The organism is Mycobacterium sp. NGS39 (assembly GCF_059812765.1).
In genome coordinates, this window is record NZ_JCALDH010000010.1 from 158,410 (window position 1) to 176,127 (window position 17,718).

Sequence of the window (17,718 nt, forward strand, 5' to 3'; positions counted from 1 at the left end):
GCGTCCTCCAGTCCCCGACGGCATGCCGCCTGCTGCGGCACGTGAACTACCCGCACCCAATGTAGCGGCAGACGTCGCGACGTAGAGCCATCGCTGCCTACTTGCGACCATACGTCACTATGCTCGACGTATGGTCGGTCGCGGCGAAGCTGGCGCCTGATGCGAACGCACGGCTGGTCCGGCTCCGCGCCCGCCAGCGACGAAGAGGCCGTCGCGCGCATCCTCGCCGCGGCCAGCAACGCGATCGACATTCACGGCGCCGACATCAGCATCGCCGACGTGGCCCGCACGCTCGGGGTGACCAGGCAAACGGTGTATCGCTACTTCCCCAGCACCGACGCGCTGCTGGCCGCGGCCGCCACCAATGCCGCGATGGGCTATCTCGACAGGCTGGCCACCCAGATCGCGGGCATCACCGATCCCGCCGAGGCCGCGGTCGAAGGCATTGCCACCACACTGGAATGGCTTCCGCACGACAAACACATCGGTCTTCTGCTGGGCCCCGACCGGGCGAGCGCATTCAGCGCTGACGTCACCTCCGACGTCGCGTTGGAGTTCGCTCGCACCATGCTCGGCCGGTTCGACGTGGATTGGGCCGGCGCCGGATTCACCGATGCCGAGCTCGACGAGCTGGCCGAGCATCTGCTGCGCATCATCCAGTCGTTCGTGATCGACCCCGGACGGCCGCCGCGCACCGGCGCGAACCTGCGCCGCTATCTGCGCCGCTGGGTGGCGCCGGCGCTCACCGCGAAAGACGCCTTGGACGCCTGACAGCAACGTTGGCCAACTGCCCCCATCGCGCGGGCAATGGCGGTTATATGGTGACTGGCCAGTCGAGGACGGGGGCGCCAATGAAGCGACTCAGCGGTTGGGACGCGATGCTGCTGTACAGCGAGACGCCCAACGTGCACATGCACACGATCAAGGCCGGCATCATCGACGTGTCCGGATTCGACGGCACGCCCGACATCGACACGTTCCGCGACATCCTCCGTCACCGCCTGCACAAGCTCGACCCGCTGCGATTCCAGCTCGTCGACATCCCGTTCAAGTTCCACCACCCAATGTGGCGGGAGCACGTCGACGTCGACCTCGACTACCACGTTCGGCCGCTGCGGCTGCCCAGCCCGGGCGGGCGTCGCGAGTTCGACGAGGCCGTCGGCGAGATCGCCAGCACGCCGCTGGACCGCAGCAAGCCACTGTGGGTGATGTATTTCGTCGACGGGCTCGCCGACGGCAACGTCGCGGTCGTCAACAAGGTGCACCACGCTCTGGCCGACGGCGTAGCCTCCGGCAATTTGATTGCCCGCGCGATGGACGTGTGGAACAGCCCCGACGACGAAGGCACGTACGAAACCGATCCTGCGCCAAGCCGGTCCGAGCTCATCAACGCTGCGTTCCGCGATCATCTCCGCCAGATCGGGCGCATCCCGGGAACCGTCAGGTACACCGCCGAGGGCGTCGGCCGGGTTCGTCGCAGCTCGCGCAAGATGTCCACGCTCACCCGGCCGTTCACTCCGCCACCGACATTCCTGAACCACGCCCTCACGCCCGAGCGCCGGTTCGCCACCGCCGCGCTTGCGCTCGACGACGTCAAGGAAACCCGTAAGGAGTTGGGCGTCACGATCAACGACGTGGTGCTGACGATCGCGACCGGAGCAGTGCGCAAACTGCTGCTGAAGTACGACGGCCACGCGCCCGGGCCGCTGCTGGTGTCGGTGCCGGTGAGCATCGACCCGGACCCGAACCGCATCTGGGGCAACAAGTTCACCACGCTGTCGGTCGCGGCGCCCACGCACATCAGCGATCCCGTGCAACGCGTCCACGAAGTGCACGCCGCTGCGCAGTCCGCCAAGGAGGCCCACCAGCTCATGGGGCCTGAACTGTTCGGGCGGTGGGCGGCCTACTTCCCGCCGGCTCCGGTCGAGCTGATGTCGCAGCGGCTGGCGCGCAGCGAAAAGCAAACGAAGCTGCTCAATTTCGCGGTGTCCAATGTTCCCGGTCCGCGTGAACGTGGCACGGTGGCGGGTGCGGTGGTGCGTGAAATCTATTCCGTCGGTCCACTGATCGCCGGCAGCGGGCTGAACATCACGGTCTGGAGCTATGCGGATCAGCTCAGCATCTCGGTGCTCACCGATGGCGCCACTGTCGACGATCCGCATGAGGTGACCGAAGCGATGGTCGACGACTTCTGCGAATTACGCCGCGGTGCAGGCCTTTCCGAGCAGCTCACCCCGCTTGCCAACGCGTTGTAGCTTCGCTCCGCGAGCGTGCGTTGTAGCTTCGCTCCGCGAGCGTGCGTTGTAGCTTCGCTTCGCGAGCGTGCGTGTCTGTACACCGACACGCCGTGTCGTGTGTGCAAGACCGCACGCTCGCCACCCCCGAACGTGCGCCGCGCCGTCACACCACAGTCAACGGCAGCGAGCGCCTCGGCTCGAACTCGAACGTGGCGCCGCGGCTGACCTTGGCCACCGACACCTCCCCGAACTCCGGTGCCGCCTCGCCGCGCCGGACGACGCGCGCTGACCACTCGGTGTCGGACCCGCTGAGCTCGACGTCGAGGTGCGGGTCGACCGCCCGGACAATCGCTTGCAGCGGTCGAAGTTCCGCCGGCGTGCACAACGCGATCCACGCCCCGTCGTCGTGGGCCGGCGACCTACGAACCCGCACGGTGTCGGCACTGAACTCCGCGTCGACGTACGCGGCGGGGTTGAACAGCGGGTGCAGTTCGAGGACGCGCAACACGGGCACGTTTAACGCGCGGTGGATACGTTCGGCGGCCACGCCCGCGATGCCGATCAGCTGCTTGGTGCAGATCTCCCGAGCCTGCTGTTCGTCGCGCGCACGTTTGCCTACCGCAAGCACGAACGACAGGTTCAGCAGATGCATTTGCAGGCAGACCTCGTCGGCCATGCGGACCAACGCCGAATGCGAGAACGCGCCGAAGTCGAGATCCGACACCAATGGCCCCGAGTAGTCCGCCTGCCCGTCGTCGTCGGGATCGATCTGGTCGAGTTCGATTGTGGCTGCTCGTGTTTCGCGAATTGTTGCCAGAGCCGGGTGGTCGGGCACCGGTGGATACGAATCGTCGATGGTGACGGTCCACCGGCAGTGCGGGTGACGGTCAGCCGGCACGCGCGGCGGTCGGTGCACCGGGCGGATCTGGGCCCTGCGATTGGTCGCCACCGCGGTCGCGTCGAACGTGGGGTCTTCGATGTCGTGGCACATGCCGCGCACGTAGTCCTCGCCCATCGGCTCGACGTCCAGCAACGCCCCGCAGTGGTCGAGGTGGAATTCACCGTGCCAACGGTCGTGCACGGTGTATCGGAAATCCATGAACTGCGGTGGGGCACCGATGTCGAGCTGGAGGCCCTTGAAGATCGTGATGACGTCGTCGCCCTCGTAGCGCAGCGCCTTCTGCATTCGCTTGGTGTAGATCGGGCTGGACCCCATCCACTCCTCGATTGCGATCTGCAGCATTTCGGGGCGGCCGAAAGCCTGGATGCACCAAGCCATTCCGGATCTGTCGATCAGCTGCCCGATCAGCAGCAGCTCGGGCAGCAAGCGGGCGAGCTCGTCGCGGCTGAGGCTGGCGTACCTACTGGTCATCGAATGTCTTGCCGGTGTGCATCTTGACCGCCGCGTTCACGTTGGCCTTCTTGTCGACGCCTTCGCCCTTCTCAGCGGCCTTCTTGTGCTTGGCGATCACGCGTTTGACCACGCCGTTGAACCCCGAGCCCCGCGGGAACCCGAGGTAGTGCGTGAGGAAAATCGACATCTCCAAAAGCTCGTGCTCGGTGAGCTCACCGTTCTGCAGCGCCGCGTTCACCTGGATTTCGGCCAGGCCCTGTTCGCCGAGAGCGGTGACCACCGTCAAGGTCATGATTCGCTTGTCGCGCATCGACAACCCCGGCCTCGTCCAGATGCTGCCGAAGAGGTGGTCGACGGTCAGGTCGAAGAACTCGTCGCCCTGCACGTCGGGCATCTCCCAGCCGTAGACCTCGTTCATCTTCTCGAGGCCCTTGCGGCGCAACTCGTCCATGGTCACTCCTTCGATGGAGACTCGGCGGTGTGCGGGACGCCGAGTCCTTCCGCGAGCCGCTGCAAAGCTACCTCCGCCAGCGGCAGATCGACGTCGACCGCGTCACCGAGTGCCAGCGCCAGGCTGAGATCCTTTTCACCCAGTCCGCGTGTATGGGTGAACGCGTCGTACAGCCAGTGGTCCGGTGTCAGCGGTTTCATGTCCTCACGCACCATGATCGCGCCGGGCCCGCCGGTGAGTGCGTCGGTGTGACGGACCACCCGGCCCAGCGCCTGCAAGCTCAGACCCGACGCTTCGGCGAGCTTCATCGCCTCGCACGCTGCCGCATACGAGGTGAACGTCAACATGTTGCGCGCCAACTTCATTCGAGTCCCGGCACCCGGCTCGCCGGCGTGGATCACCAGCGATGCCCATTGCTTGAACACCGGCTTGATCCGCTCATAGACATCGCGCTGGGCACCGACCATGGTGGCCAGCTCGCCCTTCTCGGCCGCTCCCCCGCCGCCGCTCACCGGCGCGTCGACGACGTGGATGCCTTGCGGCTCGAGCTCTCTGGCCAGCTCTACTGCGGTCACGTCGCTGATCGTCGAGTGGATTGCGATCACGGTGTCGCCCTTGGCATTCCGGGCCAGCTCACCGACCACGTCGCGAACCTGTTCGTCGTTCAGCACCGTCACGCTGATGACATCGGCGGCCGCCACGTCGGCGAGGCTGTCAGCCGCCTGAGCCCCCGCATCGACGAACGGGGTCATTGCCTCGGCGCGAACGTCGTACACGATCAGTCCACCCGGCCAGTCGACCAGTCGCCGAGCCATCGGCGCGCCCATGTTGCCCAGCCCGATGTAACCGAGTTTCGGTGTGCTGTTCTGCTCCTCGCCACTCATCTGCGAGCTCCTCACGACCGAATGATCTGGCCGCCGTCGACATTGAAGATCTGCCCGGTGATCCACGACGCCTGATCGGAGAGCAGAAACAGACACATGCCCACCAGATCCTCAGGAGTACCCATGCGGCTCAGTGGGATTCCCTTGACGATGTCGGCCACCATCTCCTGCGGCGTGGTGGTCCTAGTGGCCTCGGTGTCGATAGGGCCCGGTGCGATCGCGTTGATCCGGATGTTCATTCCGCCCAGCTCACGCGAAAGTTGTTGCGTGAGGCCGTTTACACCGACCTTGGCCAGTCCGTAGTAGTTCGAGTACAGCCACGCCGCGGTCGACGACTGGTTGACTATCGCGCCGCCACCTCGCTTGGCCATCTTCTTGTACACCGCGCGGGTGCATACCAGCGCGCCGTCGAGGTTCACGCTCATGAACTTCTTGTAGTAGTCCCAGTCGACGGTGATCAGGAAGTCGAGCTTCATGCCGCCGTAGATGGCGGCGTTGTTGACCAGGTAGTCGATGCCGCCGAACTCGGCCAGCGTCCGGTCCGCCATCGCCTTGGCCGACTCGGGGTCCGATACGTCGACGGGCACGTGGATGGACGTGCCGCCGTCGGCGACGATTTGCTTGGCCACCCGTTCGGCCGCCTCGGCGTTGATGTCGGCGACCACCACGGCGGCGCCTTCACGCGCCAACGCCTCGGCGTATGCCTGGCCGATGCCGCCGCCCGCACCGGTGACGATCGCGACCTTGTTGTCGAACCTCATTGCTTCCTTTCCGCCGAGAGTCGAGTTGATCCACGCCTTTTGCCGGATTCCGTGCCATAAAGACACTCGGCGCTAGACGGCCTCCGCGACGAGCTTGGTCTCCAGGTACTCCTCGAAGCCGGCCAGTCCCATCTCGCGGCCGATCCCGGACTGCTTGTAGCCGCCGAACGGTGCGTCGCCGGAGTACCACACTCCGCCGTTGACATTGATCGTGCCGGTCCGGAACCGCGACACCACCCAGTTCACGCGCTCGGGATCAGCGCCGAACACCGTGCCGGACAAGCCATACGGAGAATCGTTGGCGATGCGGACCGCGTCGGCGTCACCGTCGTGTGGCAGCACCACGAGTACCGGTCCGAAGATCTCCTCGCGGGCCACCCGGGCGTCATTGGTCAGGCCAGTGATCACAGTCGGCTCGATGAAGAACCCCGCCGACTTGTCAGCGGGCCGACCGCCACCGCAGGCGAACGACCCGCCTTCCTCGCGCGCGAGATCCAGATACCCCTGAACCCGGTCGCGCTGCTTCGCCGAGATCAGCGGCCCGCAAATGGTCGACGGATCCGTCGGGTCACCGGGCGCCAGCCCCGCCATCGTTCCTGCCGCCGCCGCCACTGCCTCGTCGTAGCGATCGCGCGGCACCACCAGCCGGGTGGTGATCGCGCAGCCCTGGCCGGCGTGGGTGGCGACCGTGAACGCGGCCACTGCGCACGCGCTGTTGAGGTCGGCGTCGTCGAGCACCAAGAACGCCGACTTGCCGCCGAGTTCGAGGAAGACCTTTTTGATGGTCTGCGCAGCGGCGGCCATTACGGCCCGGCCCGTCGCGGTGGACCCGGTGAATGACACCAGGTCCACGCGGGGATCCTCCGACAGTTGCGCACCCAGGCGGTGATCGCTGGACGTGACGATGTTCACGACGCCGGGCGGAATGTCGGTCTTCTCCTTGATGATTCGACCGACTTCAGCCGCACACCATGGGGTGTCCGGCGCCGGCTTGAGCACCACGGTATTGCCGGCGGCGAGGGCGGGTCCCAGTTTGGCGAAGTTGATCTGGTGCGGGAAGTTCCACGGCGTGACGGCGCCGACGACACCGAACGGCTCCCGCACGATGGTGCGCTTGGTCTTGATTCCCAGCGGCGACGCCAACCCGAGATCTTGTGTCCACGAATAACTTTCAGCCGTCTCGATGGCGAACGCGAGATCGTCCACCGGACCCTGTAGCTGAGCACTGTGGGTGAGAGCCACCGGAGCGCCGACCTCCGCGACCGTGATCTCACGCAGCAGCTCGATTTCGTCGTTCAGCGCGTCACGCAGCTGGCGCAGGCAGTGCACGCGCAACTCGACGTCGCGCGACCAGTCCGACTCGTCGAACGCGGCCCGGGCGGCTCCGATCGCACGGTCCATGTCGGCAGCATCGGCATCGGCAGCCTCGCCCAGCGGCTCCTCGGTGGCCGGATTGACAGTGGTGAACGTGCCACCGCCAGCGCCGACGAGTTCGCCGTCGATCAACAGCTCGGTCACCTTCGTCGCCGATGTGGTCATTGTCAGAATTCTCCCTGGACAGGTGTCTGCTAACGCTATTGCGGACAGTAGTTGCCTAACCCGGCAAAGGCAAGGGCGGGACCTGCGAAAGGGCGGCTACAACTGCAAAAGCGCAGCTGAAGGGCGCAATACCAGCCGTGCTTGTGTCGGCAGGCGATCGTGCTATATCTTGGACACATGTCCAGTGAAGCGGTCACCGCCGTCACAGAGCTGGGCGCTCGCCGACGCAATCGCCGCCAAGAAGAAACCATCCGCAAGGTGCTCGACGCCGCGGTCGAGATGTTGCGCGAGACGTCGTACTCGGAACTCACCATGCGCGCCGTCGCAGCTCGGGCGGGCGTGGCGCCGGCCACCGCATACACCTACTTCTCGTCGAAGAACGCGTTGATCGCCGAGGTGTATCTGCGCCTGGTCCGCGAGGTGCCGATGTTCACCGACGTGAACCAGACCACCCAGGAACGAGTGACCGCCCAGCTGCGCGAGCTCGCGCTGTTGGTTGCCGACGAACCCGAGCTGGCGGCCGCGGCCACCACCGCACTGATGGGCGACGAACCCGAAGTCAAGGTGGTGCGCGACAAGATCGGCGCTGAGGTGCGCCGGCGCATCGCGTCTGCCCTGGGTCCGGGTGCGTGGCCAGAAGTGCTGACCACGCTGGAGATGATTTTCTACGGCGCGCTGGTGCAGGCCGGCACCAAGTCGCTGACCTACTACCAGATGGCCGACCGGCTCGACAGTGTGATCGGGCTGATCATGGGAGGGGCCGAGTGGTGACGCAAACCGCCTCAGACGCAGTCGTTTTCAATCCCTACGACTACGACTTCCACGAGGACCCGTATCCCGTCTACCGACGGTTGCGTGACGAGGCGCCGCTGTACCGCAACGACGAACTCGACTTCTGGGCGCTGTCGCGGCACAAAGACGTACTGCAGGGCTTCCGCAACACCAAAGAGCTTTCGAACGTGTACGGCGTGTCGCTGGACCCCATCTCCCGCACGCCGCACGCCCACCGGGTGATGTCCTTTCTCGCACTCGACGACCCGGCACACCTGCGGCTGCGCACCTTGGTGTCAAAAGGCTTCACTCCCAGGCGTATCCGCGAACTCGAGCCACGGGTCACCGAACTGGCGGTGCTGCACCTCGATTCGGCTCTGCAGGCCGAAAGCTTCGACTACGTCACCGAATTCGCCGGCAAGCTGCCGATGGACGTGATTTCGGAGCTGATGGGGGTGCCAGAGTCCGACCGCGCCGACATCCGCGCGCTCGCCGACGGAGTGCTGCACCGCGAAGAAGGCATTGCCGACGTGCCGCCCTCGGCGATCGAGTCGTCCGTCACGCTGATGACCTACTACGCCGACATGGTCAAGCAACGCCGCGCCAAACCGACCGACGATCTTACGTCTGCGCTGCTGGAGGCGGAGATCGACGGCGACCGGCTCACCGACGAAGAGATCATGGCGTTTCTGATGCTCATGGTGGTCGCCGGCAACGAAACCACCACCAAGTTGCTGGCCAACGCCGTCTACTGGGGACACAAGAACCCGGATCAACTCGCGCCGGTATACCAGGACCATTCGCGTATTCCGCTGTGGGTCGAGGAAACCTTGCGCTATGACACGTCCAGCCAGATTCTCGCCCGCCACGTCGCCGAAGACCTGACGCTCTACGACACTACGATTCCGGCCGGCGACACGCTGCTTTTGCTGCCCGGCTCCGCCAATCGCGACGACAGGGTGTTCGACGCCCCCGACGAGTACCGGATCGGTCGCGAGATCGGTTCCAAGCTGGTCAGTTTCGGCAGTGGCGCGCACTTCTGCCTCGGCGCACACCTCGCCCGCATGGAGGCCCGGGTAGCGCTCACCGAATTGTTCAAGCGCATCAGCCACTACGAGGTCGACGAGAACGGGGCTGTGCGAGTGCATTCCAGTAATGTCCGCGGGTTCGCGCACCTGCCGATCACGGTGGAGACCAACTGATGCCGAGATTCGAGCCGCATCCCAAACGGCGCCCCACCATCGTCGCCGGCGCCTCGTCGGGCATCGGTGCCGCGACCGCCGTCGAACTCGGCCGGCGCGGATTTCCGGTGGCGCTCGGTGCACGGCGCGTCGACAAATGCGACGAGATCGCCCGGCAGATCCGCGCCGACGGCGGCGAGGCGGTCGCTCTTCCGCTCGACGTCACCGACCCGGAGTCGGTCAAGGGGTTCGTGCACCGGGCCACAGACGAGCTGGGCGACATCGAGGTGCTGGTCGCCGGCGCAGGTGACACCTTCTTCGGCCGGCTACACGAAATCAGCACCGACACTTTCGAATCGCAAATCCAGATCCACCTGATCGGCGCCAATCGGTTGGCCACGGCTGTGTTGCCTGGGATGGTCGAACGCCAGCGCGGTGACGTGATCTTCGTCGGCTCCGATGTCGCGTTGCGCCAACGGCCGCACATGGGGGCATACGGCGCGGCCAAGGCGGCCTTGATCGCGATGGTCACGAACTTCCAGATGGAACTGGAGGGCACTGGGGTGCGGGCATCGATCGTGCATCCCGGACCGACGAAAACCGGTATGGGATGGAGTCTTCCGCCGGAATCCATCGGCCCGATGCTCGAGGACTGGGCCAAGTGGGGACAAGCCCGCCATGACTATTTCCTGCGTGCGTCAGATCTGGCGCGGGCGATCGCGTTCGTCGCCGAAACGCCGCGCGGCGGCTACATCGTGTCCATGGAGGTGCAGCCCGAGGCGCCGCTGGCGAATGCCAAAGAACACCAGCAGCTCAAGTACCCGGATTCGGAGTCATGATGACAAGCCAAGAGCTGAAAGAAGTCCCACGCGTTTCGGGTGGTGAGGACGAACACGGCCACCTCGAGGAGTTCCGCACCGACCCGATCGGGCTGATGCAGCGGGTCCGCGACGAATGCGGCGACGTGGGCTGGTTCCAGCTGGCGGGCAAGCACGTGATCCTGCTGTCCGGCGCGGAGGCCAACGAGTTCTTCTTCCGCTCTTCCGACGAGGAACTCGACCAGGCCGAGGCCTATCCGTTCATGACGCCGATCTTCGGCAAGGGCGTGGTCTTCGACGCCAGCCCAGAACGCCGCAAGGAGATGCTGCACAACTCTGCGCTGCGCGGCGAACACATGAAGAGCCATGCCACCACGATCGAGCGGGAAGTGCGCCGCATGATCGAAAACTGGGGCGACACAGGTGAAATCGACCTGCTCGACTTCTTCGCCGAGCTGACCATCTACACGTCGACCGCGTGCCTGATCGGGCCGAAGTTCCGCAATCAGCTCGACTCGCGGTTCGCGCGTTTCTACCATCAACTCGAACGCGGCACCGATCCGCTGTGCTACGTCGATCCGTACCTGCCGATCGAAAGCTTCCGCATCCGCGACGAGGCCCGTAAGGGCTTGGTGGATCTGGTGCAGCAGATCATGAACGACCGAGTCGCCAACCCGCCGGCCGACAAAAGCGAGCGCGACATGCTCGACGTGCTCGTGTCGATCAAGAACGAGGACGGCAGCGCCCGGTTCTCGGCCGACGAGGTCACAGGCATGTTCATCTCCCTGATGTTCGCCGGCCACCACACCAGTTCGGGCACCGCGTCGTGGACGCTGATCGAATTGCTTCGTCACCCCGACGTGTACGCGCAGGTGATCCAGGAGCTCGACGATCTCTACGCCGACGGTCAAGCGGTGAACTTCCATGCGCTGCGCCAGATTCCCAAGCTCGAGAACGTGCTCAAGGAGACGCTGCGGCTGCATCCGCCGCTCATCATTTTGATGCGGGTGGCCAAGGGCGAGTTCGAGGTTGCGGGTTTCCCGATTCACGAGGGCGATCTGGTGGCCGCGTCGCCGGCGATCTCCAACCGGATTCCCGAGGACTTCCCTGACCCCGACGTGTTCGACCCCGACCGCTACGAAAAGCCGCGCCAAGAGGACCTGATCAACCGCTGGACATGGATTCCGTTCGGCGCCGGCCGGCACCGCTGCGTGGGCGCGGCATTCGCCACGATGCAGATCAAGGCGATCTTCTCGGTGCTGTTGCGCGAGTACGAGTTCGAAATGGCACAGCCGTCGGAGAGCTACCGCAACGACCATTCGAAGATGGTGGTGCAGCTGGCCCAGCCCGCCAAGGTCCGCTACCGCAAGCGGTAGGAAGGCGATGATGGGCTACCGAATCGAAGTGGACCTTGACCTGTGCCAGGGCCATGCGATGTGTGAAGTCGAGGCGCCGAACTACTTCAAGGTGCCCAAGCGCGGACAGGTGCAGATCCTCAACGACCGCCCGCCCGAAGAAGATCGAGCCGAAATCGAACAAGCCGTCTGGGCCTGCCCCACTCAAGCGCTGTCCATCCGAGAAGAGGAAGACTGATGCCGTCATTGCCCCGTGAGCAGTTGGAGAACTTCGTCGAGAAGTGGCTCGAGGCCAACCGCGAAGCCGAACGCAAGAGCGACTGGCGCGGCCTCGCCGACTTCTACACTGACGACGCCACGTACGGCTGGAACATCGGCCCCAAGGAAGACGTGATGTGCGTCGGGATCGACGAGATCCGCGAAATCGCGCTCGGCCAGGAAATGGAAGGCCTGGAGGGCTGGAGGTACCCGTATCAGCGGGTGATCATCGACGACAAGATCGGCGAGGTCGTCGGCTTCTGGAAGCAAGTTGCGACGAGTGCGGACGGAACCGAGCAGGAGGTGTACGGCATCGGCGGCAGCTGGTTCCGGCTCACCGACGCCGACGGGACCGTCAAGATCGAATGGCAGCGCGACTTCTTCGACTTCGGCCATGTCTCGGCCCTGTACATGGATCTGATCAAAGCGGGCAAGCTGAGTGCGGGCATGCAGAAGCGCATCGAACGCGGCCTGTCCGGTGAGAAAGTGCCGGGGTACTTCCCACTCGGCAAGGCCCCGGTACCCATCTGGTGAGCCAACCACCCGGTTGGCCCCTATGTGAGCCACCTAACTACGCTGTCGCTGGAAAGTACATACACCGCGTTTGACTGAAAGCAGGACTCGGATGAAGACTAAAGGCGCTCTCCTCTGGGAGTTCAACCAACCGTGGTCGATTGAGGAAATCGAGATCGGCGACCCGGTCAAGGACGAAGTCAAGATCCAGATGGAAGCGTCGGGCATGTGCCACTCCGACCACCACCTGGTCACCGGCGGCATCCCCATGGGCGGCTTCCCGGTGCTCGGCGGACATGAGGGCGCCGGCGTCGTCACCGAGGTCGGCCCCGGCGTCGAAGACATCGCGCCCGGCGACCACGTCGTGCTGTCGTTCATCCCGTCGTGCGGCCGGTGTCCGTCCTGTCAGGCGGGAATGCGCAATCTCTGCGACCTGGGCGCCGGTCTGCTGAACGGCGCAGCGGTCTCCGACGGCACGTTTCGCATCCAGGCCCGCGGCCACAACGTCTTCCCGATGACGCTGCTGGGCACCTTCTCGCCGTACATGGTGGTGCACAAGAGCTCCGTGGTGAAGATCGACCCGTCGATTCCATTCGAGGTCGCCTGCCTGGTCGGCTGCGGTGTCACCACGGGTTACGGGTCGGCGACGCGCTCGGCCGACGTGCGCCCCGGCGACGACGTCGCGATCGTCGGTGTGGGCGGGGTCGGCATGGCCGCGCTGCAGGGTGCGGTCAACGCCGGTGCACGCCGGATCTTCGTGATCGACCCGGTCGAGTGGAAGCGCGACCAGGCGCTGAAATTCGGTGCGACGCATGTCTATCCGGACATCGAGTCCGCATTGGGCGGCATCGCCGAGGTCACCTGGGGGCTGATGGCTCAGAAGGTGATCGTGACGGTCGGTGAGCTGCACGGCCAGGACATCGACAACTACGTCAACATCACGGCCAAGGGCGGCACCTGTGTGCTGACCGCCATCGGCAGCCTGCTGGACACCAACGTCACGCTGAACCTGGCAATGCTGACCCTTATGCAGAAGCGGGTGCAGGGCACCATCTTCGGCGGCGGCAACCCGCACCACGACATTCCGCTGCTGCTGTCGATGTACAAGGCTGGCAAGCTGAATCTCGACGACATGATCACCCGGCAGTACAAGCTGGAGCAGATCAACGAGGGCTACCAGGACATGCTGGACGGCCGCAACATTCGCGGCGTGATCCGCTACACCGAAGCCGACCGGTAGGCCACCCATGCCGGCTCCGGTCCGTGTGTTCCAGGTGGCGTCGGGAAACGTCGGCACCGAGATGATCAAGCGGATCACCAAGCACCCGGACCTGGAACTGGTGGGGCTGCATTGCTACTCCGCCGATAAGGTCGGCCGCGATGCCGGAGAGATCGCCGGCATCGGGCCGATCGGGGTGACAGCCACCGGCTCGGTCGACGACATCGTGGCGGCCAAGCCCAATTGTGTGACGTTCCATGGGGTTTGGCCGGACGTCGAGCTGTACGAGAGAGTGCTCGAGGCGGGCATCAACGTGGTGACCACGGCCGACTGGGTGACCGGACACCACCGCAACACCAACCACCGACTGGCCGACGGGCGCACCGAAGCGCAGGTCCTGCAGACCGCGTGTGAGCGGGGGAATGCGACGTTCTACGGCACCGGCATGAATCCCGGTCTGGCCCAGATTCTGACGATCGTGCATTCGGCCGACGTGGCCGACATCGAGAAGGTGACGTGCATCGAGTCGGTCGACGTCTCATGCCACCACTCGGCGCCGACGTGGGCGAACTGCGGCTACGGCCGCCCGGTCGACGATCCGGAAGTGCCGCGCATGCTGGAACTCGGCACCCGGGTGTTCGAGGACGGCGTGCGCATGATGGCCGACTGCCTCGACATGCAGCTGGACGAGGTGGTGTTCGAATACGAGCTGGGCGCCTGCACCAAGGACGTCGATCTGGGCTGGTACCAGCTGCCCGCGGGATCCGTTGGCGGCAGTGCCTTTTCGTACGTCGGTAAGGCAGACGGCGTGCCGCGCGTCGAGCTGCGCCTGGAGTGGCAGATGACCCCGCACACCGAACCGCACTGGGACATCCAAGGCTGCTACATCACCAAGATCGACGGCGACCCGGTGATCTACAGCAAGCACATGATCCTGCCGAAGCCGGGAACCGACTTCAGCACGCCGCAGGCGTTCGCGTCCATCGGTATGACCGTCACCGGGATGCCTGCGCTCAACGCGATCCGCGCCGTCGTCGACGCACCTGCCGGCATCGTCACCAGTGCCGACCTTCCGTTGCGCGCCTTCGCCGGCCGATTCGCCGCGAGATGACCTTGGTGGCTCCGCGAACGTGAGTCCAGCGCGAAAATTCGGCCGAGATTTCGCATTGAGCGCACGCTCGGCGAACCAGTTCCCGCATCTGCTGGCGCCCGGCCGGATCGGCACGATGACCGTGCGCAACCGGTTGGTGATGTCGCCGATGGAGACGATGTACGGAACTCCCGACGGGCTGCCCTCGCCGCGCACGCGTGACTACTTCGCGGCTCGCGCCCGCGGCGGCGTCGGCCTGATCACGGTGGGCGCCACCGGGATTGATCCACTGCACCCGGAGACTCCCGGCGGCCTGCATCTGGGTACCGACGCTGCGGTGGCCGCGCACCGTGCATTGGTGGACGCCGTGCACGTACACGGCGCAAAGATCCAGCCGCAAATTGTGCACGCCGGTCCCGACGGACTCGGCCCAGAGATGCACGGGGTGACGTCGCTCGGGCCGTCGGTGATCCCGTCCTATTTGACCGGGCGGCCCTCAGCGGAAGCCACCCCGCAGCAGATCGTCGAGATCATCGACCTTTTCAAGGCCGCGGTGCGACGCGCCGTGGAGGCGGGCTACGACGGCATCGAACTGCACGCCGCACACGGCTACATGTTCCTCGGCTCTTTCCTTGCCCCACAGCGCAATCGGCGCACCGACGAGTATCGCGGTGATTCGGTGAGAGGCCGGATTCGGGTCGTGCTCGAGACGCTCGCAGCGATCCGCGCCGAGGTCGGCAACGACTTCCCGATCACGTTGCGCATCTCCGGATACGAGCGGGTGGCCGGCGGCCGACCGATTTACGACACCGCGCTGATCGCACCGCAATTGGCGGCGGCCGGGGTGGATGCTTTCCACGTCAGCGGCGGCGTGATCGACCGGCTGGTCACCGGAATGGTCAACAGCGCCGACGACGGCGACGCGCTGAACGTCGGCGCCGCTGCAGCCGTGCGACAGGTGGTGGACGTGCCGGTGATCGCCGTGGGCCGCATCCACGATCCGCGCCGCGCCGAGCGCATTCTCGCCGAGGGTCAAGCCGACTTCATCGCGATGGGCCGACCGCTGCTCGCCGACGAGCAGCTACCGGTCAAGCTGCAGACCGGCCGCGCGGACCGCATCCGGTATTGCATCTCATGCGAGAACTGCATCGACGCAATGGAGCAACGGTTTTCGGTGGACTGCGCGGTCAATCCGCGCACCGGCAAGGAGCGGGAGCTCGGCATCAATCGCGCCTCACACAGCAAGCGCGTAGTGGTGGTCGGAGGGGGTCCGGCCGGTCTGGAGGCCGCACGCGTGGCCAGCGAACGCGGCCACCGCGTCACTCTGTTCGAACGCAACCGGCAGCTCGGCGGCGCGCTGCTGTGGGCGTCGATATTGCATCCCGAAAACGAGCCGTTCCTGCGGTATCTGCGTCGCGAGATCGCCGACGCCGCAGTCGACGTACAGCTGGGCCACGCCGTCGGAACTGCTGATGTCGTCGGGGCAGCGCCGGACGCGGTGATCGTCGCGACCGGCGGCAAGGTGGTCACACCGTCGATCCCCGGTGCGGATCTTCCTCACGTCACCACAGGGCCGATGCTCCGAGAACTGCTTGCCGGACAACCGAATCCGGCGCAGCCGCGGTGGCAGCAGCTCGGTGCGAAGGTGTTGTCCGGATGGGGACGACGTCTTGTCCGGCCTGATGTCGTGCGGGCGGCCAGCCGCGCGTGGCTACCGCTGGGGCGCAGGGTAGCGATCGTCGGCGCCGACCTGGTGGCGCTGGAACTGGCCGAGTTCCTCGCAGCCCGCGGCCGTCTGGTGACGGTGCTGGAAGCGGACAAGACGATCGCGCCGGAGATCGGCGACAAACGCAAGACCGAGCACATGGACCGGCTCGATCGGCTCGGCGTCGCCGTGCACGTGCGTGCAACGGTAACCCGGATTACCCGCAACGGCTTAGTGTTTCAGCCTGCAGCCGGCTCGCCGCGTGAGCTTGGCGTCGACAATGTCGTGCTGGCCGGATCGCTGACGCCCGACACGTCGCTCTACGATGCGCTGACGGCCGAGCTGCCGCACCTGAAGGTCAGCGCTGCCGGCGACTGCACGGGACTTGGCCTGATTCGCAAGGCCACCGAAGACGGCGCACGGGCAGCCTGTGCCATCTGAACTGTCGAAAGAAAGGTGATCCGATGTCCGACAATGTGACTGCGGCCTCTCCGGCGCTGACGGCGTCGCAAGCGTCGTGGCGCTGCGTACAAGCAGGTGACCGCGAAGGCTGGCTGGCGCTGATGGCCGACGACGTCCTCATCGAAGACCCGATCGGTGAGGCCGTCACCAACCCTGACGGAAAAGGTGTGCGGGGCAAGGCTGCTGTCGGCGAGTTCTTCGACAACACGATCGGCCGCAGCAAGGCCACCATTACTTGCGAGGAGACCTTCCCCTCCAGCTCGCCCCGCGAGATCGCCCATGTTCTGTTGCTGCACAACAAGTTCGACGGTTTCAGTACCACCGTGCGCGGGGTCTTCACCTACCGCGTCAACGACGCCGGTCTGCTGACGAACCTGCGCGGCTACTGGAACATGGACATGATGCAGGTCTCGAAGGACTGAACTCTCTGCCGCGAGCGTGCATGTCTGCACACCTGCGCACCGGCGTGTCGCGTACACCCGCGCACGCTCGCGGCCACCCATGACGCGCTATCCGCCCTATGCCGGGAACAGCCTGCGGGCGGATCGCTCCAACCGGTCGGCGATCTCGGAATACGTCACGTAACCCATGCCGGCGTGCACAAGCGCGCCGGTGTAGAGCAATTCGAGTGCCTCGACCAAGCCCGGCTCTGCGTCCGGGCCCACCGCGTCGACCAAGCGCCCGCGAATCTCCCGCGCGATGCGGTCACGCAGATGCTCGACGTCGGGATCTCGACCCAGCAGAGCGTTGGTCACCGCACCGGCGAACTCCGGCTCGTCGGCCACCAGAAGTGCAATGTCCCGCAGCACCGCGACCACCCGCTCCACCGGCGGCTGGCCGTCATGCGGCTCAGGCGCCGACGACGCCAGCCGGCGCCAGAACACCTCCGCGACAAGGTGCTCCTTCGACGAGAAGTACGTGTAGGCGGTCGCTGCCCCAACGCCCGCCTCCGCCGCCACTAAGCGAATGGTCAAGCCGCCGAAGCCTTCTCGCGCGAGAACGGCCAGCGCGGCGTTGCTCAAGCGCTGGATCGTGTCGGCCTGTTTGGCCGTGAGCCGGCGTCGGGTCGACTCCCTGGACACCGAGTCGGACACGTGTCCAGACACTACTGCATCACGCC

18 protein-coding genes are annotated in these 17,718 nt (G+C 65.5%); 12 read left to right on the forward strand and 6 right to left on the reverse strand.

What is annotated here, in order from left to right:
- The first annotated feature begins 159 nt into the window (after positions 1-159).
- Together AC5Y39_RS15825 and AC5Y39_RS15830 are read left to right on the forward strand one after the other, a co-directional pair.
- Positions 160-771 (forward strand): TetR family transcriptional regulator, encoded by a 612-nt coding sequence (locus AC5Y39_RS15825; protein WP_500018926.1) that lies wholly within the window; start codon positions 160-162, stop codon positions 769-771.
- An 80-nt stretch (positions 772-851) separates the two neighbouring features.
- Positions 852-2,255 (forward strand): WS/DGAT/MGAT family O-acyltransferase, encoded by a 1,404-nt coding sequence (locus tag AC5Y39_RS15830; RefSeq protein WP_500018924.1) that lies wholly within the window; start codon positions 852-854, stop codon positions 2,253-2,255.
- A 145-nt stretch (positions 2,256-2,400) separates the two neighbouring features.
- Here the strand turns inward: AC5Y39_RS15830 and AC5Y39_RS15835 are convergent, their stop codons facing one another.
- The 5 genes from AC5Y39_RS15835 to AC5Y39_RS15855 form a co-directional block, all read right to left on the reverse strand.
- Positions 2,401-3,609: a hypothetical protein gene (locus AC5Y39_RS15835; RefSeq protein WP_500018922.1), complete on the reverse strand. Its 1,209-nt coding sequence runs from the start codon at positions 3,607-3,609 to the stop codon at positions 2,401-2,403.
- Entirely contained in the window at positions 3,599-4,042 is a 444-nt protein-coding gene (locus tag AC5Y39_RS15840) for a carboxymuconolactone decarboxylase family protein (protein WP_500018920.1), read from the reverse strand. The genes AC5Y39_RS15835 and AC5Y39_RS15840 overlap by 11 nt, the downstream gene beginning before the upstream one ends.
- Before the next feature lie 2 nt (positions 4,043-4,044).
- Positions 4,045-4,926, reverse strand: coding sequence for an NAD(P)-dependent oxidoreductase (locus tag AC5Y39_RS15845; RefSeq protein WP_500018918.1), 882 nt, complete (start codon positions 4,924-4,926; stop codon positions 4,045-4,047).
- Between the two features lie 11 nt (positions 4,927-4,937).
- Positions 4,938-5,687: an SDR family oxidoreductase gene (locus AC5Y39_RS15850; RefSeq protein ID WP_500018916.1), complete on the reverse strand. Its 750-nt coding sequence runs from the start codon at positions 5,685-5,687 to the stop codon at positions 4,938-4,940.
- Positions 5,688-5,759: 72 nt separating this feature from the next.
- Positions 5,760-7,226 (reverse strand): aldehyde dehydrogenase, encoded by a 1,467-nt coding sequence (locus tag AC5Y39_RS15855; RefSeq protein WP_500018914.1) that lies wholly within the window; start codon positions 7,224-7,226, stop codon positions 5,760-5,762.
- A gap of 177 nt (positions 7,227-7,403) precedes the next feature.
- On the opposite strand from AC5Y39_RS15855, the gene AC5Y39_RS15860 reads away from it, so the two are divergent.
- The 10 genes from AC5Y39_RS15860 to AC5Y39_RS15905 all read left to right on the forward strand — a co-directional run bounded on the left by AC5Y39_RS15860 (position 7,404) and on the right by AC5Y39_RS15905 (position 17,020).
- Entirely contained in the window at positions 7,404-7,997 is a 594-nt protein-coding gene (locus tag AC5Y39_RS15860) for a TetR/AcrR family transcriptional regulator (protein WP_500018912.1), read from the forward strand.
- Positions 7,991-9,199 (forward strand): cytochrome P450, encoded by a 1,209-nt coding sequence (locus tag AC5Y39_RS15865; RefSeq protein WP_500048260.1) that lies wholly within the window; start codon positions 7,991-7,993, stop codon positions 9,197-9,199. Before AC5Y39_RS15860 ends, AC5Y39_RS15865 begins: the two co-directional genes overlap by 7 nt.
- Positions 9,199-10,017, forward strand: coding sequence for an SDR family oxidoreductase (locus AC5Y39_RS15870; protein ID WP_500018908.1), 819 nt, complete (start codon positions 9,199-9,201; stop codon positions 10,015-10,017). Before AC5Y39_RS15865 ends, AC5Y39_RS15870 begins: the two co-directional genes overlap by 1 nt.
- Positions 10,017-11,372 (forward strand): lanosterol 14-alpha demethylase, encoded by a 1,356-nt coding sequence (gene cyp51, locus AC5Y39_RS15875; RefSeq protein WP_500018906.1) that lies wholly within the window; start codon positions 10,017-10,019, stop codon positions 11,370-11,372. The genes AC5Y39_RS15870 and cyp51 overlap by 1 nt, the downstream gene beginning before the upstream one ends.
- 10 nt (positions 11,373-11,382) lie before the next feature.
- Positions 11,383-11,589, forward strand: coding sequence for a ferredoxin Fdx (gene fdx, locus AC5Y39_RS15880; RefSeq protein ID WP_500018905.1), 207 nt, complete (start codon positions 11,383-11,385; stop codon positions 11,587-11,589).
- Entirely contained in the window at positions 11,589-12,143 is a 555-nt protein-coding gene (locus AC5Y39_RS15885; RefSeq protein ID WP_500018903.1) for a Cif family virulence factor, read from the forward strand. Before fdx ends, AC5Y39_RS15885 begins: the two co-directional genes overlap by 1 nt.
- 91 nt (positions 12,144-12,234) lie before the next feature.
- The gene (locus AC5Y39_RS15890) at positions 12,235-13,362 is read left to right on the forward strand and encodes an NDMA-dependent alcohol dehydrogenase (protein ID WP_500018901.1); all 1,128 of its coding nucleotides are present in this window, start codon (positions 12,235-12,237) and stop codon (positions 13,360-13,362) included.
- Between the two features lie 7 nt (positions 13,363-13,369).
- Complete coding sequence (locus AC5Y39_RS15895) at positions 13,370-14,452, forward strand: NAD(P)H-dependent amine dehydrogenase family protein (protein ID WP_500018899.1); 1,083 nt, start codon at positions 13,370-13,372, stop codon at positions 14,450-14,452.
- A gap of 55 nt (positions 14,453-14,507) precedes the next feature.
- Complete coding sequence (locus AC5Y39_RS15900; RefSeq protein ID WP_500018897.1) at positions 14,508-16,577, forward strand: FAD-dependent oxidoreductase; 2,070 nt, start codon at positions 14,508-14,510, stop codon at positions 16,575-16,577.
- Between the two features lie 23 nt (positions 16,578-16,600).
- The gene (locus AC5Y39_RS15905; RefSeq protein WP_500018895.1) at positions 16,601-17,020 is read left to right on the forward strand and encodes a nuclear transport factor 2 family protein; all 420 of its coding nucleotides are present in this window, start codon (positions 16,601-16,603) and stop codon (positions 17,018-17,020) included.
- Positions 17,021-17,116: 96 nt separating this feature from the next.
- Here AC5Y39_RS15905 and AC5Y39_RS15910 read toward each other — a convergent pair whose 3' ends face one another.
- On the reverse strand, positions 17,117-17,692 hold the full coding sequence (locus tag AC5Y39_RS15910) for a TetR/AcrR family transcriptional regulator (protein ID WP_500018893.1): 576 nt from the start codon (positions 17,690-17,692) through the stop codon (positions 17,117-17,119).
- Positions 17,693-17,718 lie beyond the last annotated feature (26 nt).

Coding starts and splice junctions, on each gene's coding strand:
- AC5Y39_RS15825 (WP_500018926.1), top strand. CDS start 160: ATGCGAACGCACGGCTGGTCCGGCTCCGCGCCCGCCAGCGACGAAGAG.
- AC5Y39_RS15830 (WP_500018924.1), top strand. CDS start 852: ATGAAGCGACTCAGCGGTTGGGACGCGATGCTGCTGTACAGCGAGACG.
- AC5Y39_RS15835 (WP_500018922.1), bottom strand. CDS start 3,609: ATGACCAGTAGGTACGCCAGCCTCAGCCGCGACGAGCTCGCCCGCTTG.
- AC5Y39_RS15840 (WP_500018920.1), bottom strand. CDS start 4,042: ATGGACGAGTTGCGCCGCAAGGGCCTCGAGAAGATGAACGAGGTCTAC.
- AC5Y39_RS15845 (WP_500018918.1), bottom strand. CDS start 4,926: ATGAGTGGCGAGGAGCAGAACAGCACACCGAAACTCGGTTACATCGGG.
- AC5Y39_RS15850 (WP_500018916.1), bottom strand. CDS start 5,687: ATGAGGTTCGACAACAAGGTCGCGATCGTCACCGGTGCGGGCGGCGGC.
- AC5Y39_RS15855 (WP_500018914.1), bottom strand. CDS start 7,226: ATGACCACATCGGCGACGAAGGTGACCGAGCTGTTGATCGACGGCGAA.
- AC5Y39_RS15860 (WP_500018912.1), top strand. CDS start 7,404: ATGTCCAGTGAAGCGGTCACCGCCGTCACAGAGCTGGGCGCTCGCCGA.
- AC5Y39_RS15870 (WP_500018908.1), top strand. CDS start 9,199: ATGCCGAGATTCGAGCCGCATCCCAAACGGCGCCCCACCATCGTCGCC.
- cyp51 (WP_500018906.1), top strand. CDS start 10,017: ATGACAAGCCAAGAGCTGAAAGAAGTCCCACGCGTTTCGGGTGGTGAG.
- fdx (WP_500018905.1), top strand. CDS start 11,383: ATGGGCTACCGAATCGAAGTGGACCTTGACCTGTGCCAGGGCCATGCG.
- AC5Y39_RS15885 (WP_500018903.1), top strand. CDS start 11,589: ATGCCGTCATTGCCCCGTGAGCAGTTGGAGAACTTCGTCGAGAAGTGG.
- AC5Y39_RS15890 (WP_500018901.1), top strand. CDS start 12,235: ATGAAGACTAAAGGCGCTCTCCTCTGGGAGTTCAACCAACCGTGGTCG.
- AC5Y39_RS15895 (WP_500018899.1), top strand. CDS start 13,370: ATGCCGGCTCCGGTCCGTGTGTTCCAGGTGGCGTCGGGAAACGTCGGC.
- AC5Y39_RS15905 (WP_500018895.1), top strand. CDS start 16,601: ATGTCCGACAATGTGACTGCGGCCTCTCCGGCGCTGACGGCGTCGCAA.